The sequence below is a fragment of the Solimonas sp. K1W22B-7 genome (assembly GCF_003428335.1).
GTDB lineage: Bacteria > Pseudomonadota > Gammaproteobacteria > Nevskiales > Nevskiaceae > Solimonas_A.
Genome location: NZ_CP031704.1, coordinates 4631427 through 4656607 on the forward strand (window position 1 = coordinate 4631427; position 25181 = coordinate 4656607).

The window sequence follows — 25181 nt, forward strand, 5'->3', positions numbered from 1 at the left end:
ACTCCCCGCCTCACGACTTGCTGCGAATAAATCGCATCCGGCGTGCGCAGCATCACAAACAATGTCCTGAAACCCCCCAAAACATGCGAACTGCGTACTGGCGCGCGTCGTTGGAATAGCTCTAAAGTAGGCCTCACGTCGCCAGCCGAGCCACATAAGAGCCAGGCCATGGTCCCAGGGAACGTCAAGATTGCGATTGTCGGGTCCGGCCCCGCCGGGCTGTCCGCCGCCGCGCACGCCGCGGAACTCGGCATCTCGCACGTGCTGCTGGAAGCCGAGAGCTGGCTTTCCAACACGATCTACCGATACCAGAAGGGCAAGCACGTCATGGCCGAGCCAGACGTGCTGCCGCTGCGCTCGCCGCTGGAGTTCACCGCCGGCAAGCGCGAGGCGATCCTCGGCAGCTGGAATGAAGGCACGAGCAAGCTGGGCGTCACCGTGGCGCACCGCGCGCGCGTCAGCGCCATCAGTGGCCAGAAGGGCGCATTCACCATCAGCCTCGACGGCGGCGGCACGCTGCTGGCCGAATACGTGGTGCTGGGCATCGGCCTGCAGGGCAACCTGCGCAAGCTCGGCTGTCCCGGAGAGGACCTGGAGTGGGTGCAGTACCAGCTCGACGATCCGGACGAGTACAAGGGCGAGACCATCGTCATCGTCGGGGCCGGCGACGCCGCCATCGAGAACGCCATCGCCCTGGCCGAAAACAACAAGGTCTACATCCTCAACCGCCGCGACGAGTTCGACCGCGCCAAGCCCGGCAACCTCTCGGGCATATTGAAGGCGATCGAGGACGGCAAGCTCACCTGCCTGTACAACACCAAGCCGCTGTCCGCGGATACCACCGCGGAGGGCAAGCGCCTGCGCGTGGCCACCAACGACGGCGAGACCGAGCTGGCGGTGGACCGCATCATCGCGCGCCTGGGCGCGACCCCGCCGCGCGCCTTCGTCGAGAGTACCGGCATCACCTTCCCCAGCAAGGACCCGAACAGCGTGCCGGCGGTATCGCCGCAGTACGAGTCCAACGTGGAGGGCATGTACATCATCGGCGCGCTGGCCGGCTTCCCGCTGATCAAGCAGGCGATGAACCAGGGCTACGAGGTCATCGAGTTCATCGAGGGCCGCAAGGTCGAGCCGGCCGACACGCCGCTGCTGCGCGAGAAGTTCGCGGTGCTGCCGGAGATCACCGACATCGACGAGGCGCTGGCGACGATGCAGCGCCGCGTGCCGATCCTCAAGCAGCTGACGCCGCTGCAGCTGCGCGAGTTCATGATCGATTCCGACATCCGCGCGCCGGCCGACGGCGAGATCATCTTCGAGTTGAACGACTACACCGACACCTTCTTCTCGGTGGTGTCCGGCACCGCCGAGATCGAGATCGACCCTGGCGATCCATCCAAGAAGATCACGCTCGGCAAGGGCGACTTCTTCGGCGAGTGGAGCCTGATCTCCGGCCGCCGCCGCTCGGCGACGGTGCGCGCCAAGGAGCAATGCGTACTGATCGAGACGCCGCGGCGCTCGATGAACAAGCTGATCGCCTCGGTGGCGGCGGTCAAGCGCATCATCGACGAGGTGTTCCTGCGTCGCATCATCCAGGGCAAGATCGCGCCGACACTGCCGCCGGAGGAGCTCGCCGACCTGGTCGGCAGCGCCGAGGTGCGGCACTACCGGGCCGGCGAGGTGCTGTTCAGCGAGGGCGACGCCGGTGACGCGCTGCACCTGATCCGCAAGGGCTCGGTCACCATTGCCCGCGAGATCGGCGGCAAGGACGTGGTGCTGGCCTATGTGCCGGCCGGCCAGTACGTCGGCGAGATGGCCCTGGTCAGCGACCTGCCGCGCTCCGCCACGGCGCGGGCGGCGGTGGCCACGGAGACCATCCGCCTCGACGGCACCGCCTTCAAGTCGCTGATGATGCGCCGCACGCAGGTGCGCGACCGCGTGCAGGAGGTCTACCGCATGCGCGTCGCCCAGAACGTGGTGGCGCAGTCCAAGCCCATGGGCGACGTGCTCGAGTTCATGATGTCGCAGGGCCTGGGCGAGGCCACCGACGTGCTGCTGATCGACGAGGCGCTGTGCGTGCGCTGCGACCAGTGCGAGAAGGCCTGTTCCGACACCCATGGCAACGTCAGCCGCCTCAAGCGCGAGGCCGGACCGACCTTCAACACCCTGCACGTGCCGACCTCCTGCCGCCACTGCGAGCACCCGCACTGCATGAAGGACTGCCCGCCGGACGCGATCAAGCGCGCCCCCAACGGCGAGGTCCACATCACCGATGCCTGCATCGGCTGCGGCAATTGCGAGCGCAACTGCCCCTACGGCGTGATCCAGATGGGCATCCAGAGCAAGACCCGGCCGAGCCTGTGGCGCTGGATGCTGTTCGGCGGCGAAGAGCCGGGGCGTTACCACCCGGCGAAGAAGGACAAGAGCGCCAAGAAGGCCGCCAAGTGCGACATGTGCAAGGACCTCGACGGCGGACCGGCCTGCGTGCGCGCCTGCCCCACCGGCGCGGCGATGCGCGCCAGCCCCGAGCAGTTCGTGCGGCTCTACCGCGGAGGGCATTAGGCCATGGCCGCGACTCCGCATGGCAGCTTCCTGCGCTACGAAGGCTACCGCTACCTCAAGTTCGCCAGCGCGCTGTGCATCCTCTCCATCCTGCTCTACTGGTGGCATGACCCGCAGGACGGCCCCAACGGCGGCACCTGGCTGGGCTACACGCTGGGAACCCTCGGTGCCGGCCTGATCGCCTGGCTGGCCTGGCTCGGCGTGCGCAAGCGCCGCTACAGCTCGACGCTGGGCACGGTGAAGGGCTGGCTTTCCGCCCATGTCTACCTGGGCCTGGCGCTGATCACGGTCGCCACGCTGCACACCGGCTTCCAGTTCGGCTGGAACATCCACACGCTGGCCTACACGCTGATGATGATCGTGATCCTGAGCGGCATCTTCGGCATCGCCGCCTATGCGCGCATGCCGACGCTGATCACCGAGAACATGGGCGACTCCGACCGCGAGACGCTGATCGACGAGATCCTGGACCTCAACCAGCAGGCGCTGAAGATCGCCGACCAGCTCGGCCCCGAGGTGCACCGCATCACCGCGCGCTCGACCGAGCGCATGCGCATCGGCGGCAACCTGCGCGACCAGCTGTTCGGCCCGCTGCCTCCGGGCCGGCGCGTGATCGACGAGCTGCGCAAGCTCATGGCCGACAAGCAGCGCGCCGCCAACAGCGAAGGCTTCGACCCGAACAGCTCGGCCACGGTCATGTTCATGGCCGGCGAACTGGCGCAGGCCAGGAAGAGCGGCGAGGCTGCCGAGAAGACGCGCCAGCTGATGGAGATCATCAGCCGCCGCAACTCGCTGATCGTGCGCGTCAACCGCGACATCCTGCTGCACGCGCAGATGCAGATCTGGCTGTACTTCCACGTGCCGCTGACGGTCGCGCTGCTGGCGGCGCTGACCGCCCACATCGTTTCGGTCTTCATCTACTGGTAGCCCGCCATGCGCGTCCTGCTCAGGAGCTTTCAGCAACAGGGCGACCAGCGCATCGCGACCGAGCGCGGCCTGATCGGCGAACGACTGACGATCGGTCGCGGCACCAACCAGGACGTCTACACGCCGGACCTGCGCGCCGCGCTGGCGCATGCCGAGATCGTGCACGACCGCCGCGGCCCCCTGCTGATGTCCAAGACCGCCAACGGCGTCTGGGTCAATGGCTCGCCGGTGGAAAACGCCAAGCTGGAAAAGGGCGACGTCATCGAGATCGGCCGCTTCCGCCTGGAAGTGCTGGCGGTGGGCGGCGTGCCGGAACTGGTGCTGGGCTACGAGGAAAGGCTGACCCAGGCCGCGGATATCCAGCAGCGCAAGGCCTCCTACCAGACCCGTCTCGACCAGACCGGCCTGTCGCTGCGGCGCCTGGCCTGGGGCCTGATGGTCCTGATGCTGCTGGTCGGCCTGCTGCTGCCGCTGGGCCTGCGCTATGGCAGCAGCCACGCCGGCGACAGCCCGCGCGAGCGTGCCGCCGGGCAGCGCGCCAATCCGCTGGACGACTCGATCTGGCTTTCCGGGCCGGTCAGCAGCGCGCACCGCTACTTCGTCGAGGACTGCGCGGCCTGCCACGAAAAGCCATTCCGGCAGGTGCGCGACAGCGCCTGCATGGCCTGCCACAAGGACATGAAGCAGCACAGCGACGACACGGCCATGCTGTCGCACCCGGTGTTCGCCGGCCAGGAATGCACCGATTGCCACCGCGAGCACAACGGCACGCAGGGCATCAACGCGCAGTCGCTGACGCTGTGCACCGATTGCCATGCCGATCCGGACAAGGAATTCGCCTCGGCCAGGCTGCCGCCGGCATCGAGCTTCAGCAAGGCGCACCCGGAGTTCGCGCCGCGCGTGGCGGTGTTCGACGCCAAGGGCGGCAGGTTCATGTTCACCAAGCAGCGCGAAGCCCCGGCGCAGCTGCGCGAGGCGACCAACCTGGTCTACCCGCATGACGTGCACCTCAACCCCAAGGGCATCGACTCGCCCGAGGGCAAGGTGGTGATGAAGTGCGCCGACTGTCACCAGCCCGACTCGCGCGGCGTCAGCTTCGAGCCGGTGAACATGGAGAAGCACTGCGCCAGCTGCCACCGCCTGGACTTCGACCCGGACGACCCGGCGCGCGAGCTGCCGCATGGCCGGCCCGAGCAGATCCAGGGCGTGGTCCGCGACTACTACTACGCCAAGGCCCTGCAGGGCGGCGTCGGCGTCGGCAAGGCGCCGGCCGTGGTGCGCGAACGCCGCCGCCCCGGCGAGACCCTGCCCCCCGGTGGCGCCCGCGCCGCGCTGGACTGGGCCGACGCCCGCGCGCACCAGACCATGGTCGACGTGTTCGAGCGCCGCACCTGCCATTACTGCCACCAGGTTCAGCGCAGCGACGACCCGGCGATGCCCTGGACCGTGGCGCCGGTGAACCTGCAGGAGCACGCGCTGGACGGCGCGCGGTTCGACCATGCCGCGCACAAGGCGCAGGATTGCGGCGACTGCCATGCCGCAGACAAGTCCAAGATCAGCGCCGAGGTGCTGCTGCCCGACCTGAACAGCTGCCGCGACTGCCATGGCGACACCGGCAGCACCAGCCAGGTGCCGTCGGACTGCACCCTGTGCCACCGCTTCCATATCGCCGAGACGCATCACTTCGGCGGGATGCCGGCGACGAAGCTGCCGGCAACGCATCCCGCGGTACCGCCCAAGGCGCCTGCGGCTGTACCGGCGAAGCCGGAACCCGCCAAACCCGCCCCGGCGCAGGGTAAAAAGCCGTGAAGCCGCGCTGGCTGGCCTGGCCGCTGGCGGCACTGCTCGCCGCCTGCGGCGGCGGTGGCGGCCCCAGCGACGACTCGGGCTGCACTGGCAGCTGCGCCACCAGCAACCCGCAGCGCCTGGAAGTGGCCGACGTGCAGCGCGTGATCGCCCAGGCGGTGGACGAGGCAGACGCACGGGGGGCGCTGGCCACCATCGCCGTGACCGATCGCGTCGGCAACGTGCTGGCGGTGTTCCAGATGACCGGTGCCGACCCGGCGCTGACGGTGCGCTCCGGCCGCAACACCGGCACCGGGCTCGACGGGCTGACCGATGTCGTCCCCAGCAGCCTGGGCGCGATCGCCAAGGCGGTGACCGGCGCCTATCTCAGCTCGGAGGGCAACGCCTTTTCCACCCGCACGGCCAGCCAGATCGTGCAGGACCATTTCAATCCGAAGGAAAGGGACCAGCCGGGCGGGCCGCTGTTCGGCGTGCAGTTCAGCCAGCTGCCCTGCAGCGACCTGACGCTGCGCCTGGCCGACGCCACCAGCGCCGGCCCCAAGCGCTCGCCGCTGGGCCTGTCGGCCGATGCCGGCGGTTTCCCGCTGTACAAGGCCGGCACCGTGGTCGGCGGCGTCGGCGTGATCGCCGACGGTGTCTACGGCCTGGACCTGGACATCCGCGGCAATGACAGCGACCTGGATGAACTGATCGCCACCGCCGCCACCGCCGGCTTCGATGCGCCGCAGGATCGCCGTGCCAACCGCATCACCGCCGGCGGCCTGTCGCTGCGCTACAGCGACGTCGGCCAGTCGCAGACCGCTACCGGCGGCCGCTCCACGCTGACGTTCGCCCAGGCCTCCGCGCAGGGCTCGCTGCTGTCGGTGTCCGGTTACTACCTGGCGCCCGCCATCGGCACCGGCACGCGCTTCGGACAGGCCGAGTCGGGCTACCAGCCCAGCACCGTGCCGGCCTTCGCCGATCTCGACGCCTTCGAACTGGTCAATGGCGCGCCGCGCTTCCCGCCGATCGCCGGCACCGACGGCCTGCTGACCCAGGCCGAGGTCACTTCCGTGCTGCGCAATGCCCTGCTCAACGCCAACCACCTGCGCGCGCAGATCCGCCGCCCGGTGGGCTCGCTGATGCGCGGCACGGTGTCGGTGGTGGACACCAGCGGCGTGATCCTGGGCGTGCTGCGCACCCGCGATGCGCCGGTGTTCGGCACCGACGTGTCGCTGCAGAAGGCGCGCAGCGCGCTGTTCTTCAGCTCGCCGACGCTGGGCGCCGACCTCAACGCCGCCGGCTCGGTCAGTTACTTCATTCCGGACCTCGGCACCGCGACGACGCCGCCGGTGAGCTTCGCCGACTACGCCACCGCGCTGTCGGCGCAGCTCAGCCCGGCGACGCTCACCGGCGGCTTCGCCTTCGGCGCGCGTTCCATCGGCAACGTCGCGCGGCCGTTCTTCCCCGACGGCGTCGAAGAAACCGGTCCTGGCGCGCTGTCGAAGCCCTTCGCCCGCTGGAGCCCCTTCTCCACCGGCCTGCAGCTGGACCTGGTCTACGAGCGCATCGTGCAGCACGTCGGCTTCGTCGCCGGGCTGGGCGTGCCCGACGTGGGCGTGGGCTGCTCGGGGCCGCCGGCACCAGCCCTGGGCTTTGCCACCACCGTGCCGGCAAAACTCGACAACGGCCTGCAGATCTTCGCCGGCGGCGTGCCGATCTATCGTGGCAACACCCTGATCGGCGCGGTCGGCGTCTCCGGCGACGGCATCGACCAGGACGACCTGGTGGCCTTCCTCGGCGTGGACGGCGCAGCCCGGGCCACGGGCACCCTCGGCAACGCCCCGCGCGCGCTGCGCATCGACACGCTCGATGTGCCCGGCGGCCGCCTGCGCTACGTGCAGTGCCCGCAGGCGCCCTTCGTCGATACCGACGCGCAGAACGTCTGCCAGGGCAAATGAAGACGCCGGCCTTCCGCAAGCTGCTGATCGTCGCCCTGCTCGGCGCCGGCAACGGCGCGCTGGCGGCGGACGAGCCGTATCTCTATGGTCCGGTGCGCCAGGGCGAGCAACTGGCGCGCATCGCCTGGGAGCTGCGTCCCGACAAGACCCGCGAGGGCACCTGGCAGATGAACGCGGCGCTGTACCGCGCCAACCCCAAAGCCTTCATCAACGGCGACCTCGAGCGGCTGCGGCCCGGCGCGATGCTGGTGGTGCCGGCCGACCCGGACGTCCGTCGCATCGACCCGGACCTGGCACGGCGGGTGGCGCGCGAGCCCAAGCGCGCCCGCGTGCTGCTGCAGGGCCTGGCCCTGCAGCAGGCGGCCGTGGAGCCCCAGGCCGCCCCCCCGGCATCTGCCTCTACAGCCGCCGAGCCGGCACCGCCTCACAGCCCCGCGGGCGGCATGCCCCCCGCGGATCCCGCGCTCTACGGGCCGGTACGCCCGGGCGCGCAACTGGCGCAGATCGCCTGGGAGCTGCGCCCGGACAAGACCCGCGTCGGCACCTGGCAGATGAACGCAGCGCTGTACCGCGCCAACCCCAGGGCCTTCATCGACGGCGACCTCGAGCGCCTGCGCCCCGGCGTGATGCTGGTGGTGCCCGGCGACGAGGAAGTGCGCAGCATCGATCCGGAGCTGGCGCGCAAGGTGGCGCGGGAACCGAAGCATGCACGCGCCCTGCTGGCCTCGGCGGCTCCCGCGCCCCGGCCGCCGGCGGCGCTGACACTCGTTCCGGCGCCTGTGGCGGCCCCGGCGCCAGCGTCCGAAGTGGTGACCGCCAAGGTGGTTCCGGCCTGGACGCCGGAACCCGCGCCGATGCCCGCGGGCAAGGCGCCGGCACCCGCCACGCCGTCGCGGATGGGTGCTGCGATGGATGCCGCACCCGCCGCCGAGCGGCGCCGTCCCGACGCCGAAGCGCGCGCGATTCCCGACGAGCCCGAGGCCCTGCCGGACCCCAATCGCATGACGCGGCTGGCGCCGGTGGCGATGCCCAACCCCTGGCAGGAATACACCAAGGCGCCGGTGCCGGACCGCTGGCGCATCCTCAACTCGCTGGGCGTGGTGCCGCAGAACTGGTGGGATCCGTACAACCAGAACACGTTCAAGGCCGACAAGCCGGTGCGCAACGGCGACGAGTTCTTCAACATTTCCGTCATCTCGGACACGGTCTACGAGCCGCGCCGCCTGCCGACGCCGGTCGGTCCGCAATCCACCGGCGGCAGCGGCGCCATCGGCATCTTCGGCCGCGAGAACCAGTGGTTGCTCAACCAGAACCTGATCCTGGCGCTGGTGTACCTGAAGGGCGACACCACCTTCCGCCCACCGGACTGGGAATACCACCTGACGCCGGTGTTCAACTTCAATCGCACGGTCACCGAGGAAGACCGCGCGGTCAACGTCGATCCGGAGCGCGGAGACACGCGCAACGACAGCTTCATCGGTATCCAGGAACTGTTCGTCGACTACCACCTGCGCAACGTCTCCGACCGCTTCGACTTCGACTCCGTCCGTTTCGGCATCCAGCCGCTGTCCTTCGATTTCCGCGGCTTCCTGTTCCAGGACAACCAGCTGGCGGCGCGCCTGTTCGGCACGCGCGACAACAATCGCTGGCAGTACAACCTGGCCTGGGTGCGGCGCCTGGAAAAGGACACCAACAGCGGCCTGAACGCGATCAACCGCGACCTGCGCAACGACGACGTCTTCATGTTCAACCTGTACCGGCAGGATTTCCCGGTGCTGGGCTTCACCTCGCAGGGCATCGTCGCCTACAACCGCAACCGCGAGGACGGCGCGCGCTTCTACGACAAGAACGGCTTCCTGGCGCGGCCGTTCTCGATCGGCGAGCAGCAGCCGATCCGCTACGACGTGACCTACCTGGGCTACAACGGCGACGGCCATTTCGGCCGGCTCAACCTGACGGTGTCCAGCTATCTTGCCGTCGGCGAGCAGAACCGCAGCCCCTTCGAGGACAAGGACCAGGACATCCTCGCCGGCTTCGCCGCGGCCGAGGCCTCGTTCGACCAGGACTGGCGGCGCTGGCGCCTGTCGGCGCTGTGGGCCAGCGGCGACAGCGACCCCTTCGACGGCCAGGCCAACGGCTTCGACGCGATCTTCGAGAACCCGATCTTCGCCGGCGCCGACACCAGCTTCTGGATCCGCCAGGGCGTGCCGCTGATCGGTGGCGGCATCGTGGCGATCTCGCAGCGCAACGGCGTGCTCAACTCGCTGCGCCACTCCAAGGAACACGGCCAGTCCAACTTCATCAACCCGGGCACGATCCTGCTGGGCGCGGGCGCCGACTTCGACCTGACGCCGACCTTCCGCCTGTCGTTCAACCTCAACCACCTCTGGTTCGGGGACAGCGGCGTCCTCGAAGTGGCGCGCAACCAGGGCAGCATCGACGAGGACATCGGCTGGGACGTCTCCAGCGCCGCGATCTGGCGCCCGTTCATGACGCAGAACATCGTGCTGCGACTGTCCGGCTCGATGCTGATCCCCGGTGATGGCTACCAGGACCTGTTCCCGGACGACGACTATCCGTACTCGATCCTGGGCAACTTCATCTTCACCTACTGACCATGATCCGCGCCCTGACCGCCACCCTGCTGCTCGCCCTTTCCGGCCTGGCCCTGGCCAGCGGCGGCGAGCATGCCGTCGAACGCGACTACGTCACCGCCGACTTCGCGCCGCGCGTACAGGGCCGCGACCAGGCCGCGGCCAAGTCGGCCGGCTGCGAGTCCTGCCACACCAGCACCGATCGTCACAGCATGCACGCCAATCCCGCCGTCGTGCTGGGTTGCACCGATTGCCATGGCGGCGATGCGCGCGTGTTCCTCAAGCCCGGCAGCAAGGCCGAAGGCCACGCCTATCGCGATGACCACGCGTACATGGAAACGCTGGAAAAGGCCCACGTGCTGCCGCGCTACCCGGAGGCCTGGCACTGGCCGTCCAGCCGCAACCCGGAGCACAGCTTCTCGCTGCTCAACCTCGAGGCGCCGGAGTTCATCCGCTTCGTCAATCCCGGCGACTACCGCGTGGCGCGCGAAGCCTGCGGCGCCTGCCACCTGCCGATCATCGAGGCCGCCGAGCGCAGCATGATGTCCACCGGCGCCATGCTCTGGGGCGGTGCCGCGTACAACAACGGCATCCTGCCGTTCAAGCGCTATCTCAGCGGCGAGGCCTACACCCGCGACGGCCGCCCCGCGCGCATCGATGCGCCGGTGAAGCCCGACGAGAACATGAAGAAGAAGGGCGCGCTGGAAGCGCTCTACCCGCTGCCGGCCTGGGAAGTGACGCCGCCGGCGGACGTGTTCCGCGTGTTCGAGCGCGGCGGACGCAACATCAACAGCATCTTCCCCGAGACCGGCCTGCCCGACGCCCTCGGCCTGATCCAGCGCCTGGAAGAGCCCGGGCGCCCGGACATCAAGCAGTCCAACCGCGGGCCCGGCACCGGCAGCCGCATCGCGGTGCCGCTGCTGAACATGCACAAGACGCGCCTCAACGACCCCTTCTCCTGGTTCCTCGGCACCAACGACCAGCCGGGCGACTACCGCTCCTCCGGCTGCTCCGGCTGCCACGTGGTCTATGCCAACGACCGCGACCCGCGCCATTCCGGCGGCTATGCCGCCTGGGGCCACACCGGCAAGTCGCAGAGCAAGGACCCGACGATCCCCAAGGACGAGGAAGGCCACCCGCTGAAGCACGTCTTCACCCGGGCGATCCCGACCAGCCAGTGCATGATCTGCCACATGCACCAGCCGAACATCTTCCTCAACTCCATGCTCGGCTACACCATGTGGGACTACGAGACGGGCGCCGAGCAGATGTGGCCCAAGCAGCAGAAGTACCCGACCGACGCCGAGATCCACAAGACCAACCAGCGCAACCCCGAGGAAGCGGCGATCCGCGGCAACTGGTCCGACCGCAAGTTCCTCGACAAGGTCTCGGAGCTGAACCCGGAGATCAAGGACACCCAGTTCGCCGACTACCACGGCCACGGCTGGAACTTCCGCGCCATCCACAAGCGCGACCGCAAGGGCAACCTGCTGGACAAGGACGGCAACATCGTCGCCGACGACGACCCGAAGAAGTTCAGCAAGACCGTGCAGATGTCCTCGATCCATGTCGATGTCGGCATGCACTGCGTGGACTGCCACTTCTCGCAGGACGCCCATGGCAACGGCCACATCTACGGCGAGGTGGCGCAGGCGGTGGAGATCGACTGCCAGGACTGCCACGGCACCGCCGACAGGCTGCCGACGCTGAAGACCTCGGGCCCGGCCGCGCCGCCGGGCGGCAGCGACCTGTTGCGCCTGCGCACGCAGGACGGCCGCAAGCGCTTCGAATGGCGCGGCAACAAGCTGTACCAGCGCTCGGCGCTGGACCCGAAGAAGGAATGGGAAGTCTCGCTGGTGAAGGACTCGGTGACACCGGGCAACGCGCACTACAACGCCAAGGCGGCGCGCGCCAAGCTGATGTCGCGCGACACCATCGGCCAGGCCTTCGGCCTCGACGTCAAGCGCGACGACCGCGCGCACAAGGACGACGAGATCATGTGCATTACCTGCCACACGTCCTGGACCACCTCCTGCTTCGGCTGCCACCTGCCGATCCAGGCCAACTGGAAATCGGACCGCATCCACTTCGACGGCGGCGAGAGCCGCAACTACGCCACCTACAACCCGCAGGTGGTGCGCGACGACTTCTACATGATCGGCAAGCATGGCGAAGCCAAGGGCAACCGCGTCGCCCCGATCCGCTCGACCTCGGCGCTGGTGCTGTCCTCCACCAACGCCAATCGCGAGCGCATCTACATCCAGCAGCCGCCGGTGGCCGCCAGCGGCCATTCCTCGCAGGCCTTCGCGCCGCACTACCCGCATACCGAGCGCAAGACCGAGACCAAGACCTGCGAGGACTGCCACCTGTCGAAGAGCGGCGACAACAACGCCTGGATGACCTCGCTGCTGGGCCAGGGCACCAACTTCGTCAGCTTCGTCGGCTTCCATGCCTGGGTCGGCCTGGAAGACGGGCTCGAAGCCGTGCAGGTCACCGAGTGGGAGGAGCCGCAGGCGGTGATCGGCTCCTACCTGCACCGCTACGCCTACCCCGACTGGTACAAGGCGCACGAGGCGCGCGGCCGCGAACTGCCGATCGCCCACGACCACTCCGCGCGCGGCGCGATCCAGTGCCTGCAGCTGCGCGGCGAGTACCTGTTTGCCGCCGAGGGCAAGGGCGGCATGCAGGTCTTCGACGTCGCCAGCATCGCCAACAAGGGCTTCTCGCAGCGCATCGTCAGCGCGCCGTTCTCGCCGCTGGGCCAGAAGAACCGCATCGGCTCGAAGAACGCCACCTGCGTGGCGCTGCCGACCAACCAGCCGATCAACCCGCTGCGCAACCAGGGCGACCTGATGCGCAACGTCAACCAGGAACAGCCGTTCCACCCGATCTACAGCTATGCCGCGATCAGCGACGCCGTGGAAGGCCTGATCCTGGTCAACGTCGACACCCTGCAGGACGGCGACCCTCGCAACAACGGCCTCAAGCGCGCCCTGACCTGGGACGGCGGCGGCGCGCTCAAGGGCGCCCGCCACATCGTGCTGGCCGGCCACCGCGCTTACGTCTCGGCCGATGCCGGCGTGGTGGTGGTGAACCTCGACGACCCGATGAAGCCGCAGGTCGAGGCCACGATCCCGCTGCGCGACGTGCGCGCCACCGCCGTGCAGTTCCGCTACCTGTTCGCCGTCACCGGCGCCGGCCTGCAGACCATCGACATCGGCAAGCCTGCCCGCCCGCGCGTGATCGAAGGCGCCCTGGTGCCCCTGGCCGACGCCCACCGCGTGCACCTGGCGCGCACCTACGCCTACGTCGCCGCAGGCAAGGAAGGCGTGGCGATCGTCGACATCGAGAAACCGGAAGCGCCGAAGCTGTTCCAGCGCTACGACGCCGACGGCCGCCTCAAGGACGCCCGCGACGTCGCCGTGGGCAGTACCAACGCCTCGCTGTTCGCCTACGTCGCCGATGCCAGGACCGGCCTGCACGTGATCCAGCTGACCGCGCCCGACACCCAGCCCAAGTTCTACGGCTTCTCGCCGGAGCCGCGCCCGGTGTGGATCGCGCACCGCGACACCGGCAAGCCGGCGCTGGCGCTGAGCAAGGGCCTGGAGCGCGACCGCGCCGTGGACGAAACCGGCCACCAGGTCGCCGTCTTCGGCCGCATCGGCTCACGCCCCTTCAACGAGGGCGAGATGGAACGCCTCTACCTCGACAAGAACGGCGAGCCCTGGTTCGTGAGCAACCAGATGCCGGCGGGGACGGCCTCGAAGAGCGCGCAGAAGCAGAGCGAGGAGAAGAAGGGCTCCGGCAAGAAGAGCGAAAAGCGGCGGCCCTGACGCCGACGCCGTTCCGCCTCCGCGCAAGCGACCCTCTTCACGCCTGACGTAGCCCGGTTTGCCGCGGGGCAAGCCGGGGTTCCTTCCCGATTGCCCCCTGGCTTCGTTATGCGAAACCAGGCTGACTCACGGCCTCCATCTGCCCCTTCCCAAGGTTGCCCAGGTAGGAGCGAGCTTGCTCGTGACCCGTCGAAAATGGTCGCGAGCAAGCTCGCTCCTACCCGACAAGGGTCCGCTCAATTCCCCGTACTTTCTTTAAATCAATTACTTACCCAGTAATTGCACCCCATTGAGTTTTATTTACCACATAAGTCCAGATACTGGACACGTGTTGAATACCGCGCGGTTTGTAGTTACTCTGCCGCCCATGAGCCTGAGCCAACAACGCCGCCTGGAAGAGAAGGAACGCCGCCGCGAAGAGATCGTCGACGCGGCCGAGCGGGTCATCGAGGCCAAGGGCTATGACGCCGCCAAGATGGAGGAGATCGCGCGCGACGCGCGGGTCTCGCGTGCGCTGGTCTACACCTACTTCAAGGACAAGCCCGAGCTGTACTTCGCGATCTGCGAGCGCGCGCTGCGCCTGCTGCGCGAACGCTTCGATGCGGCGGTGGCCTCGCAGCCGCGCGGCATCGACCAGGTCGCGGCGATCGGCCGCGCGTACATGGACTTCGCACGCGAGTCGCCGTTCCGCTTCACCGCGCTGTCGCGCTTCGAGGCGCACTCGATGGCCGACGTGCAGGCCGGCTCCACCGAGCACGGCGCGCTCACCGCCGGCCGCTGCGTGCACGAGGTGACGGTGCGCGCGCTGCTCAACGGCGTCGCCGACGGCTCCATCCGCAAGGACCTGGGTCACCCGCTGCTGATGTCGATCACGCTCTGGGGCCTGACCCATGGCGTGATCCAGCTGGCGCAGACCAAGGGCAGCATCGTCACGGACGAGGGCTTCAGCCTCGCCCAGTTCCTGGAACACAGCATCGACTTTGGGCTGCGCGCATTGCGCGCCTGAGGATCGCAAGAAGATATCGAGAGGAGTTCGGCATGCGTAAAGCAAGACAACGCCTGTCCATCGCCGGCATCGCCGCGGTGCTGGCAGCCGGCGCGGCCCAGGCCGCGCCGGCGCCGCGGCTGTCCATGTCGCTGGCACTGGACAGCACCGCCATGCTGACCGCCGCCAGGGTGCAGGACGATCCCCTGGCCGGCTTCATCGCCGAAGCGCTGGCGAACAACGCCGCCCTGGGCGCCCAGAACGCATCGGTGCAGGCGCGCTTCCAGGCCCTGCGCGAGGCGCGCGCCCAGCGCCTGCCGCAGCTGGACCTGAAGGCGCGCTACAGCGTCGCCGACGGCGGCCGCACGATCGATTTCCCGGCCGGCGATCTGCTCAACCCGGTCTACGCCACCCTCAACCAGCTCACCGGCACGCAGCAGTTCCCGCAGATCCAGAACCAGAGCATCGACCTGCTGCGCGAGAAGGAGCAGGACACGCGTCTGACCCTGGTCGCGCCGCTGTTCGCGCCGCAGCTGGACAATGCCATCGACGCGCGCGAGTCGCTGTACCAGGCCGAGACCGCCTCCCGCGAGGCGCTGGCGCGCACCCTGGTGCGCGACGTCAAGCAGGCTTCCTACGCGCTGGCGCAGGCGCGCGCCGGCATCGTCATCCTGGAATCCAGCGAGCGCACGCTGGGCGAGAACGTGCGCGTGGCCCAGGCCCTGCAGGATGCCGGCAAGGCCACCCGTGATCGCCGCCTGCGCGCCGAGGCCGAGCGCCTGGCCGTGGTGCAGCGGCTCGACGCCGCCCGCGCCCAGTCCCAGCAGGCGCAGCGCTATCTCAACTTCCTGCGCGGCCAGCCGCTGGACACGGCGGTGGAACTGCCGCCCGCGGAAGGCCCCGTCGCCGAGGCCGTCGAGGCCGGCCGCAGCCGCCCCGAGCTGCGCCAGATCGAGCACGCGGTGGATGCCGCCGACGCCAGGCGCCGCGCCGCGCGCGCCGGGCGCTGGCCGACGCTGGCGCTGGCCGGCGACTACGGTGTCGAAGGCGAGCGCTACGAGTTCGACCGCGAGCACGACTTCTCGATGGCCTCGCTGGTGCTGAACTGGTCGGTGTTCGACTTCGGCCTGCGCCGCGCGCAGCAGGCCCAGGCCGCCGCGGAGACCGCCAGCCTCAGGGCGCAGCGCGACGACCTGCGGCAGAAGCTGGTACTGGCCGAGCAGGCCGCGCGCGAAGACCTGGCGGTGTCGCTGCGCGCCATCGACAGCGCCAATGCGCGCCGCGAAGCCGCCGACGAAAGCTTCCGCATCTCCTCGCGCAAGCGCGACGAGGGCCAGCTGTCGCAGGTCGAATTCTTCGATGCCGAACGCACCCTGACCGACGCGCGGCTCAACCAGGTCATTGCCCGCCAGGCTGCGCTGTCGCGCGCTGCGGAACTCGAATACACCACGGCCGCCTACCCGCTGCCGGCCCAACACCTCGCGGAGTAACGCCCATGCGCCCCCTCCTGACCCTGCTGCCCGCCCTGCTCCTCGCCGCCTGCGGTGCCGCCGAGCCGCCCCCCGTGACCGAAGCGCCGCCGCGCAGCGTGCAGGTCGCCCTGCCGGAGAACGGCCCGGCGACACCGCCGGTGGAGAGCAACGGCGTGGTCGCCTACCGCGACGAGACGCGCCTGTCCTTCATGGTGCCCGGCATCGTGCAGGGCATCGCCGTGCGCGAGGGCGACACGGTGCAGCGCGGCCAGCTGCTGGCGACGCTGGAACCGGCCCAGGTGGACGCCGGCTCCACGCAGGCGCGCGAGGCCTGGCTCAAGACCCGGCGCGATCTCGAGCGCGGCGAGAAGCTGTTCCGTGAGGACGTGCTGACGCGCGAGCAGCTCGACGACCTCAACACCGCCGAGCGCGTGGCGCGCGCCGGCCTGTCCAACGCCGATTTCGCGCGCAACAACGCGCGCATCGTCGCGCCGACCCAGGGCAAGGTGCTGCGCCGCCTGTCGGAATCGCGCGAGATGGTGGCCGCCGGCCAGCCGGTGCTGACGCTGGGCGATACCGGCAGCGGCATGGTGCTGCGCCTGGGCCTGGCCGATCGCGAGGTGGTGCGCCTGAAGAACGACGACACCGCGACGCTGCGCTTCGACGCCTTCCCCGGCAAGGAGTTCGCCGGCAAGGTGCGGGAGGTCAGCCGCGCCGCCGATCCGCGCATGGGCACCTACCGCGTGGACATCGCCTTCGACCCCGGGCAGACCCCCTTCGTCAGCGGCCTGATCGGCCGCGCCGAGATCCGCGGCAGCGACGACGGCGAGTCGCTGCAGTACATCCCGCTCACCGCCCTGGTGGAGGGCGACCAGCGCAACATGCTGGTCTACCTGCTGCCCCAGGGCAGCACCCAGGTGAAGGCGCAACGCGTGCCGATCGCCTTCGTTGCCGGCGACCGCGCGGCCCTGGCGCAGCCCCTGCCGGCCGGCCATGCCGTGGTCACCGAAGGCTCCACCTACCTGCGCGACGGCGAGAAGGTCAGCGTGATCGCGGAAGCCAGCGCCAGGAACTAGGGGAACACCGATGAAAATCTCCGATTTCTCGGTCCGTAACCCGCAGTTCACGGTCCTGATCTTCCTGCTGCTGGGCGCCCTGGGCCTGAGCGCCTGGCGCGACATGCCGCGCACCGAAGACCCATACTTCCCGATCTCCGCCTTCCAGGTCATCGTGATCTACCCGGGCGCCGATCCCTACCAGATCGAGCGCGAGATCTCCGAGCCGATCGAGGACGCGCTGAACCGGCTGGACGACGTCAAGGACATCCTGTCCACTTCGGCCGACAGCGTCGGCGTGGTGTTCATCGAGTTCGACGGCGACGTCGACGTCGACAAGAAGTTCGACGATCTCAACCGCGAACTGGGCGCCGTGCGCGGCGACCTGCCGCCCGGCATCACGCGGCTGGAGGTCAAGCGCATCAACCCCGGCTACACCAACATCGTGCAGATGGCGCTGGTGTCCGACACCGTCTCCTGGCACACGCTCGGCGACCTCGCCGACGAACTGCAGGACCGCCTGGAGCGCCTGCCCGGCGTGCGCGAGTCCGAGGTCTGGGCCCTGCCGCAGCGCGAGCTGCGCGTGGAGGCGGACTTCAAGCGCATGGCCAGCCTCAACGTGCGCCTCGGACAGCTGCTGAACGCCGTCAGCGGTCGCAACACCAACATCCCCGGCGGCCCGGTGGAGTACGGCAGCCGCCGCTTCAACGTGCAGACCAGCGGCAACTACGAAACCCCGGACGAGGTCAGCGACACCGTGCTGGCCGGCGACGGCAGCCGCCTGGTCCGCGTGCGCGACGTCGCCGACGTGCGCTGGGACTACGGCCCCGACGAGCACACCGCGCGTTTCGACGGCCGCCGCGCGGTGTACGTCACCGCCAACCAGAAGGAAGGCCAGAACATCTTCGTCACCCGCGCCGCCATCGACAAGGTGCTGCAGGACTTCCAGCACACGCTGCCTGCCGAGGTGAAGCTGGAGCTGGGCTTCGACCAGTCGCGCAACGTCGAGCATCGCCTCAACCGCCTGGGCGCCGACTTCGCCGTCGCCATCGTGCTGGTGATGGTCACCCTGCTGCCGCTGGGGCTGCGCGCCGCCGGCATCGTCATGGTGTCGATCCCGCTGTCGCTGGCCACGGGCCTGGCCGCGCTGTACTTCGCCGGCTACTCGCTCAACCAGTTGTCCATCGCCGGCTTCGTCGTCGCCCTGGGCCTGCTGGTGGACGATTCCATCGTGGTGGTGGAGAACATCTCGCGCTACCTGCGCATGGGCTACAAGCGCGAGGAGGCCGCCATGCTGGCCACGCGCCAGATCTCGCTGGCCGTGCTGGGCTGCACCGCGACCCTGCTGTTCGCCTTCCTGCCGCTGATGGCCCTGCCCGGCAACGCCGGCAACTTCATCCGCTCGCTGCCGCTGTCGGTGATCTTCACCGTGCTGGCCTCGCTGTTCGTGGCGCTGACGATCATCCCCTTCCTCGCCAGCCGCGTGCTGCCGCTGCACGAGGAGGCCGAAGGCAACATCGTGCTGCGCACGCTGATGGGCCTGATCCATCGCATCTACTCGCCCTGGCTGCGCCGCGCCCTGGCGCGTCCCAAGACCACGGTGGCGATCGCGACGGTGCTGGTGGTGGGCAGCTTCATGCTGGTGCCGGCAATCGGCTTCAGCGTCTTCCCCAAGGCCAACACGCCGCAGTTCATGGTGGAGATCAACCTGCCCAATGGCGCCAGCCTGGCCAAGACCGACGGCGTCATGCGCCAGGTGGAAGCACTGCTGACCCGGCAGCCGGAGATCGACCACGTCATGGCCAACCTCGGCCACGGCAACCCCAAGATCTACTACAACCTGTTCCCGCGCGAGTTCGATTCCAGCTACGCCGAACTGTTCGTGCAGCTCAAGCGCTACCACAACCGCGAGACCACCGCGCTGTTCGACCGCCTGCGCCACGAGTTCGACCGGATTCCCGGCGCCGAGGTCAGGCTGATCGAGTTCGAGAACGGACCGCCGATGGATGCCCCCATCGCGATCCGCGTGATCGGCGACGACCTGCCGCAGCTGCGCCACCTGGCCGCCGACGTCGAGAAGCTCATTGCCGGCACGCCCGGCACGCGCGACATCGGCAACCCCCTGCGGCGCTCGCGCGTCGACATGGACCTGGGCATCGACACCACCAAGGCCGGCCTGCTGGGCATCGCACCGCTGGAGCTGAACCAGGCGGTGCGCGCCGCCTTCGCCGGTCTGGAGGCCGGCGAGTTCCGCGAGGAGGACGGCGACACCTATCCCATCGTCGTGCGCGGTCCGCTGCAGGGCCGCCCGTCCATCGAGGCCATGCAGGGCCTGCACGTGGGCACCGCCACCGGCATGCAGGTGCCGCTGGCGCAACTCACGCGGCCGCAGCTGATCGACGCGCCGAACGCCATCTACCGCTACCACCGCCAGCGCAGCGTGCTGCTCACCGCGCACCCGCAGAAGGGCTACAACACCGAGAAGCTCACGCACGAGATCATCGACCAGCTCGACGCCTACAAATGGCCCGAGGGCTACCGCTACATGGTGGCCGGCGAGGTCAAGGCCCGCGGCGAAAGCTTCGCCGGCTTCGGCACCGCGATCCTGGTCACCGTGTTCGGCATCATGGCGATCCTGGTGCTGGAGTTCGGCAGCTTCAAGTCGACCCTGATCGTCGCCACCGTGGTGCCGCTGGGGGTGATGGGCGGCCTGCTGATGCTGTTCATCACCGGCTACAACCTCAGCTTCACCGCCATGGTCGGCTTCATCGCCCTGACCGGCATCGAGATCAAGAACTCGATCCTGCTGGTGGACTTCACCAACCAGCTGCGCGAGGAAGGCATACCGCTGGATGAGGCCATCGCCAAGGCCGGCGAGATCCGTTTCCTGCCGATCCTGCTGACCTCCATCACCGCCATCGGCGGCCTCAGCCCCCTGGCCTTCCAGCAATCCGCCCTGTATTCACCGATGGCCTGGGTGCTGATCGGCGGCCTGATCAGCTCCACCATGGTCGGGCGCCTGGTCACCCCGGTGATGTACAAGCTGCTGCCGCCGGAGCTACGCAAGCGGCGCGTGGAAGTGGGAAGCCTCTAGGGCAATCGTTTCATCATCGACGTCATGCCGGCGAAAGCCGGTAGGTGGATTCACATTTGAAATGCAACACTTTGGCGAAGACCTCGGCAGGGGTTTTGAAGCCGAGGCACTTGCGTGGCGTGTGATTGTAGATCTGAGCGATCTGCAAGAGTTGGTCTGGTGAGAGGTCTTCGACGTTGGTTCCCCGGGGTAGCCAGCGGCGCAAACGCCCGTTGGCATTCTCGACGCCACCCTTCTGCCAGGGGGAATGCGGATCGCAGAAATAGGTCTGCAAGCCCAGGGGCTGATGCAGGGTGTAGTGCAAGGCGAATTCGGTGCCGTTGTCGAAGGTGATGCTGCGGCGCAGGGCTGGGGGCAGTGGGGCCAGCAAGGCCTGGAGGGTTTGCGCCACCGGCGCAGCGGCCTTGCTGGGCTGGCGGACGATGGCGGTCAGCCGGGACGTTCGCTCATGCAGGGTCAGGATGGCTTGGCCATAGCGCGCAAAGAGCATCAGGTCGGCTTCCCAGTGTCCCGCCTGGCGCCGGTCAGCCGCAGCCTTGGGGCGCTTTTCGATCGAAACCCGCTGCTGGATGTGCTCTGCCGGGCTGCCGCCCTTGCGGCCACGGAAGCCGCGCTTGCTCTTGGCACGGGGCAGATAGAGACGCCAGGAAAAGTCGTTGGTCCGGGCGATCTGGGCGGCAATGAAGCGATAGATGCTCTCGTAGCTGATCTGCAGATCCTGCTGAGCCAGCCGCCGCGATACCTGCTCGGGAGACCAGCCTCGGCGCAATCCCTCCAGAACCCTGGCTTGCAGCTCGGCATCACGCAGAAGCCGGCTACCTTGCCAGCGGCGCGCCCGAGCTTGCTCGCCGGCATAGACGCTCTGGTAGCCCGTCGCGCCAGTGTTGCGCTTCAGTTCCCGAGAAATGCTCGATGGCGCGCGATCCAGAGCTGCCGCAATTTGCCGGATCGACTCCCCGGCTTGGCGCCGACGGGAAATCTCACACCGTTCCTCGATTCCAAATTGCTCAAAGCTCTTGCGTCCCATTGCAGCACCCTCGTAATAGGGTGTTGCATTTGGTTTGTGAACTCACGGTATGACGTCGTACGGCGGCTGCTTCTGTCCGGGACTGGATGCGGTGCCAACAGTAGGCGCCTCCAGGCGAATGCAATGAACCGCATCAATCGTGACGACGGGTCGCAGGTTCACCGACTCCCGCGTGCTGGTTCCGGCCGTTGCCGGCCACCGGCGGTGTCAGCCCCGTCTTTCCGGCACCCCTTTCAGCACGCGGCGCACGCGGTTCCCCAGCCGGCTCCTGCCGGCCTCCCGCCGCTCCGGGGTACGAAAGATGGCCGCGTAGCCGTCGCGTGTGCCTTCCTCATCCTCCAGCTCATCGGAAAGGCCCAGGTCATCCAGGGCCTCGCAGAGCGCCATGAAGGCTGCGGGGTCCGAGGGCATGAACTGCCGGTAGATCTGTCCGCGCTCATTGCGGATGGCCACCAGGCAGGGGTGTCCATAGCCGTACTCCCTGACGGCCTCGGCGGCGGCGAGGATGCGTTCATCGAACCGGAAGGGTTCGGCTTCAGGCAATAGCTGGGTCTGCATAGGTATTGGGCTCCCGCAGACGGATATCGTTCTCGATACCCCTGCCCCTGTCCATCGGTTTTCGCCAAGCAACTGATATTGCTGGTCTTACAGCCCTGCCCCTGATTCAGCTCACGGCCCTCAGTCCCGGCTTCCCGTTCCGGGATGCCGCGCTGGACGGCGCAAGTTATCATCTGATAACTTGCGGGCACGGCGATTCGCGCACCCATACCGGGAGACGCCGCCGCAGGGCGGGCGAGAGACATGACAAAGCGCTATTCGAACAAGCGTGTGCTGGTCACCGGCGCGGCAGGCGGCATGGGACAGGCCTTCGCGCGCCGGTTTTCCGATGAGGGCGCCGAGCTGGTCCTCACGGACGTCGACGAGAAAGGCCTGGAGCAGGTGGCGGCCGCGCTGCGCGCACAGGGCGTGAGCTGCTCCGCGCATCGCGTCGACCTGGCGCAGGAAAGCGGGATCCAGTCTTTCGCAGTGGAGTTCTGCAAGCTGCATCCGCAGCTCGACGTGCTGGTCAACAACGCCGGCATCGCCTATGGCGAGGTCGCGCACCGCTTCCTCGGCCTGTCGCAGGAGAAGTGGCTGCGCTTCCTGGCGGTGAACACCGTGGCCCCGTTGCTGCTGGCGGAAGCGCTGCGCCCTGCCCTGGCCGGCGCGAGGGGCGTGGTGATCAATGTCTCCTCCATGGCGAGCTATGTGCCGGCGACGGCCTATGGCGTGACCAAGGCGGCGCTCAATGCCATGACCTATGGCATGGCCAGCGCCTTCGGCAACGACGGCATCCGCGTCAACGCGATCGCGCCCGGCATCATGGAAACCCCGGCCGGGGTGGCCCAGCTACCGCCCGAAACCTACGCGCGCATCCAGGGCCAGCAGATGCTGAAGCTGCACGGCACTGCCGACGACATCGCCAATCTCGCCCTGTTCCTCGCTTCCGAGGAAGCGCGCTTCATCACCGGCGACACCATGCTCTGCGACGCGGGCAACCGCATCCGGGGCTGGCGCCCGTAGCCAGCGCAGCCATCACAAAGCCCAAGGAGAATCATGTGAGCGCCATCGGCAGCTGGAAGGCCCGCATGTCGACGCCGGTCGGTCCACAGGACATGGTCCTGCACATCGACACCCTCGACAGCGCCTTTACCGGCCGCATCGAAAGCCCCATGGGCAATCACAGCATCGCCGGCACGGCTTCCGCGGGAACGCTCCACTGGCAGATGAAGGCCGCCAAGCCGATGCCGATCACCGTGAGCTTCGCGGTGCGCTTCGAGGAAGACCGGCTCAGCGGCAGCGCCAAGCTCGGCTTCCTCGGAAAATCGACCATCACCGGCGAGCGCCTCGCGGCCGGCACCCCTGTGCCCGCCGTGCCAGCGGACGAGCCGGAGGCGCCGGAGCCCGTGACGGGCGACTCCGTCGATCCGCGCTACAACCAGCCCTATGTCGATGTGAACGAGCTGCGCAGCGAGCCTGTGCCGCATCGCTACGTGCACGGCGGCTTCACCGGAACCGACGCGCGCTTCTCCTTCTACTTTCCGGCGAAGGAGCAGTACCAGGGGCGCTTCTTCCACAACACCTACCCGATGGCCCTGTCGGAGGACATCGGCCCCTTCCCCATCGCCTTCGACGTGGCCATCGGCAACCTCGCCTTCACGATCGACAGCGGCGCCTACTACGTGCAGACCAACCTGGGCGGCAACGACCGCGCGGGCGGCATGGCAGACCCGGCGATCGCCGCCTACCGCGTCAACGCGGCCGCGGCGAAGTATTCGCGGGTGGTGGCGGCGGAGCTCTATGGCGAGCACCGCTCTTACGGCTATCTCTTCGGCGGCAGCGGCGGCTCCTACCAGGTGGTCGGCAGCGCCGAGAACACTCAAGGCGTCTGGGATGGCTTCGTGCCCTTCGTGATGGCCACGCCCAATGCCATCCCCAGCATGTTCACGGTACGCATGCATGCGCTGCGCGTGCTGCGGCAGCGCGACCGCTTCCCCGCGATCATGGACGCGATCAATCCCGGCGGCAGCGGCGATCTGTATGCGGAACTGAACGAGGAAGAGAGTGCCGCGCTGCGGGAGGCGACGCGGATGGGCTACCCGCCGCGCGGCTGGTGGAACCACGAAAGCCTGGACAGCGGCTACTTCGCCCAGGTGGCGCCGATCATGCCGATGCTGGACCCTGCTTACGTCGAGGACTTCTGGAGCCAGCCCGGTTACCTCGGCAGCGACCCGGCATCGGCCATACGGGCGGCGCGCTTCCAGTTCGACACGAGCGTGACGCGGGTCATCGAAGGATTCCCCAGGCAGGTCGAGCTGGCGGACGTGCCCGGACACGACTTCGCGGATTCGCACCTGGTGATGACCAGCGGCGCCGCGGCCGGCAAGAGCATTCCCATCGCCACCATCAGCGGCAACACGATCGGCTTCGCCTACGCCGCGGACCAGTCGACGGCCAACGGCATCCGCGCCGGCGACCGGGTACGCATCGACAATGCCTGGGGGCTCGCGCTGCAGACCTACCAACGCCACCAGCTGCCCACGCCCGACCTCTACGGCTGGAACCAGTACCGCAAACCCGACGGTGCGCCGCTCTACCCGCAGCGCGACATGCTCATCGGCCCGATCGCGGCCGCGGGCACGGCGGCAACCCTCGCCAGCGGCCGGTTCAGCGGCAAGATGATCCTGCTCGAATGCCTGATGGACATCGATGCCCTGGCCTGGCAGGCGGACTGGTACCGCTCCAGGGTGCAGGAAGCGCAGGGCGCGGGCTTCGAGGACCACTTCGCGCTGTGGTTCATCGACCACGCGCAGCACGACAACCCGCAGACGCCGGCCGCCCATGCCCACACCGTGAGCTTCGAGGGCGCCCTGCAGCAGGCGTTGCGCGATCTCAGCGCCTGGGTGGAAAAAGGCGTAAAACCGACCAGCACGCAATACCAGGTGGTCGACACACAGGTCATCGTGCCGGCCGACGCCCATGAACGCCAGGGCATCCAGCCCGTGGTGCTGCTGCAGGCCAATGGCGGCGAGCGCGCCGAGGTCGCGGCCGGCGAGCCCGTGCGCTTCTCGGCAAGGGTCGAAGTGCCCGCCGGCGCCGGCCGGGTGGTCGCGGCGGAATGGGATTTCGAAGGCCTGGGCAGCTATCCGCAGGCGGCGCAGATCGACGCGCCGCAATCCCGGGTCCAGCTTTCGGCGACGCACGCCTACGCAAAGCCGGGCACCTACTTCGCCGTGCTGCGCGTGGCCTCGCAGCGCCAGGGCGACGCGCAGACGCCGTTCGGGCGCGTCCAGAACATCGGCCGCGTGCGGGTCGTGGTTCGCTAGGCAGGGCCAAGCATCCGCTCCGC

General features: G+C 68.5%; 14 protein-coding genes. 12 read left to right on the forward strand and 2 right to left on the reverse strand.

What is annotated here, in order from left to right:
- The first annotated feature begins 168 nt into the window (after positions 1-168).
- The 10 genes from D0B54_RS20935 to D0B54_RS20980 all read left to right on the forward strand — a co-directional run bounded on the left by D0B54_RS20935 (position 169) and on the right by D0B54_RS20980 (position 20265).
- Positions 169-2559 carry a cyclic nucleotide-binding domain-containing protein gene (locus D0B54_RS20935; RefSeq protein ID WP_117293811.1) on the forward strand — a complete coding sequence of 797 codons (2391 nt, stop codon included), beginning with the start codon at positions 169-171 and terminating at the stop codon, positions 2557-2559.
- 3 nt (positions 2560-2562) lie between these two features.
- Positions 2563-3486, forward strand: coding sequence for a hypothetical protein (locus tag D0B54_RS20940; protein WP_117293812.1), 924 nt, complete (start codon positions 2563-2565; stop codon positions 3484-3486).
- Positions 3487-3492: 6 nt separating this feature from the next.
- A complete protein-coding gene (locus tag D0B54_RS20945) occupies positions 3493-5295 on the forward strand; it encodes a cytochrome c3 family protein (protein ID WP_117293814.1) in 1803 nt (600 codons plus the stop codon).
- A complete protein-coding gene (locus tag D0B54_RS20950) occupies positions 5292-7232 on the forward strand; it encodes a heme-binding protein (RefSeq protein WP_117293816.1) in 1941 nt (646 codons plus the stop codon). Before D0B54_RS20945 ends, D0B54_RS20950 begins: the two co-directional genes overlap by 4 nt.
- Entirely contained in the window at positions 7229-9847 is a 2619-nt protein-coding gene (locus D0B54_RS20955; protein WP_117293818.1) for a FimV/HubP family polar landmark protein, read from the forward strand. The genes D0B54_RS20950 and D0B54_RS20955 overlap by 4 nt, the downstream gene beginning before the upstream one ends.
- Positions 9848-9849: 2 nt before the next feature.
- A complete protein-coding gene (locus D0B54_RS20960; protein WP_117293820.1) occupies positions 9850-13659 on the forward strand; it encodes an LVIVD repeat-containing protein in 3810 nt (1269 codons plus the stop codon).
- 367 nt (positions 13660-14026) lie between these two features.
- Entirely contained in the window at positions 14027-14665 is a 639-nt protein-coding gene (locus D0B54_RS20965; protein ID WP_117293822.1) for a TetR/AcrR family transcriptional regulator, read from the forward strand.
- A gap of 32 nt (positions 14666-14697) precedes the next feature.
- Complete coding sequence (locus D0B54_RS20970; RefSeq protein ID WP_117293823.1) at positions 14698-16134, forward strand: TolC family protein; 1437 nt, start codon at positions 14698-14700, stop codon at positions 16132-16134.
- A gap of 5 nt (positions 16135-16139) precedes the next feature.
- A complete protein-coding gene (locus tag D0B54_RS20975) occupies positions 16140-17192 on the forward strand; it encodes an efflux RND transporter periplasmic adaptor subunit (protein WP_117293824.1) in 1053 nt (350 codons plus the stop codon).
- 10 nt (positions 17193-17202) lie between these two features.
- On the forward strand, positions 17203-20265 hold the full coding sequence (locus D0B54_RS20980; RefSeq protein WP_117293826.1) for an efflux RND transporter permease subunit: 3063 nt from the start codon (positions 17203-17205) through the stop codon (positions 20263-20265).
- 22 nt (positions 20266-20287) lie between these two features.
- Here the strand turns inward: D0B54_RS20980 and D0B54_RS20985 are convergent, their stop codons facing one another.
- Both D0B54_RS20985 and D0B54_RS20990 read right to left on the reverse strand, forming a co-directional pair.
- A complete protein-coding gene (locus D0B54_RS20985; protein WP_117293827.1) occupies positions 20288-21292 on the reverse strand; it encodes an IS30 family transposase in 1005 nt (334 codons plus the stop codon).
- Between the two features lie 207 nt (positions 21293-21499).
- Positions 21500-21850, reverse strand: coding sequence for a hypothetical protein (locus tag D0B54_RS20990; RefSeq protein WP_117293828.1), 351 nt, complete (start codon positions 21848-21850; stop codon positions 21500-21502).
- A gap of 243 nt (positions 21851-22093) precedes the next feature.
- Here D0B54_RS20990 and D0B54_RS20995 point away from each other — a divergent pair, with 243 nt between their 5' ends.
- A complete protein-coding gene (locus tag D0B54_RS20995) occupies positions 22094-22855 on the forward strand; it encodes an SDR family NAD(P)-dependent oxidoreductase (protein ID WP_117293829.1) in 762 nt (253 codons plus the stop codon).
- 35 nt (positions 22856-22890) lie between these two features.
- Positions 22891-25158, forward strand: a complete 2268-nt coding sequence (locus D0B54_RS21000; RefSeq protein WP_117293830.1) for a PKD domain-containing protein — start codon at positions 22891-22893, stop codon at positions 25156-25158.
- Positions 25159-25181 lie beyond the last annotated feature (23 nt).

Excerpts from the sequence above, each read along its gene's own strand:
- D0B54_RS20935 (WP_117293811.1), top strand. The coding sequence starts at position 169 with ATGGTCCCAGGGAACGTCAAGATTGCGATTGTCGGGTCCGGCCCCGCC.
- D0B54_RS20940 (WP_117293812.1), top strand. The coding sequence starts at position 2,563 with ATGGCCGCGACTCCGCATGGCAGCTTCCTGCGCTACGAAGGCTACCGC.
- D0B54_RS20945 (WP_117293814.1), top strand. The coding sequence starts at position 3,493 with ATGCGCGTCCTGCTCAGGAGCTTTCAGCAACAGGGCGACCAGCGCATC.
- D0B54_RS20955 (WP_117293818.1), top strand. The coding sequence starts at position 7,229 with ATGAAGACGCCGGCCTTCCGCAAGCTGCTGATCGTCGCCCTGCTCGGC.
- D0B54_RS20960 (WP_117293820.1), top strand. The coding sequence starts at position 9,850 with ATGATCCGCGCCCTGACCGCCACCCTGCTGCTCGCCCTTTCCGGCCTG.
- D0B54_RS20965 (WP_117293822.1), top strand. The coding sequence starts at position 14,027 with ATGAGCCTGAGCCAACAACGCCGCCTGGAAGAGAAGGAACGCCGCCGC.
- D0B54_RS20970 (WP_117293823.1), top strand. The coding sequence starts at position 14,698 with ATGCGTAAAGCAAGACAACGCCTGTCCATCGCCGGCATCGCCGCGGTG.
- D0B54_RS20975 (WP_117293824.1), top strand. The coding sequence starts at position 16,140 with ATGCGCCCCCTCCTGACCCTGCTGCCCGCCCTGCTCCTCGCCGCCTGC.
- D0B54_RS20980 (WP_117293826.1), top strand. The coding sequence starts at position 17,203 with ATGAAAATCTCCGATTTCTCGGTCCGTAACCCGCAGTTCACGGTCCTG.
- D0B54_RS20985 (WP_117293827.1), bottom strand. The coding sequence starts at position 21,292 with ATGGGACGCAAGAGCTTTGAGCAATTTGGAATCGAGGAACGGTGTGAG.
- D0B54_RS20990 (WP_117293828.1), bottom strand. The coding sequence starts at position 21,850 with ATGCAGACCCAGCTATTGCCTGAAGCCGAACCCTTCCGGTTCGATGAA.
- D0B54_RS20995 (WP_117293829.1), top strand. The coding sequence starts at position 22,094 with ATGACAAAGCGCTATTCGAACAAGCGTGTGCTGGTCACCGGCGCGGCA.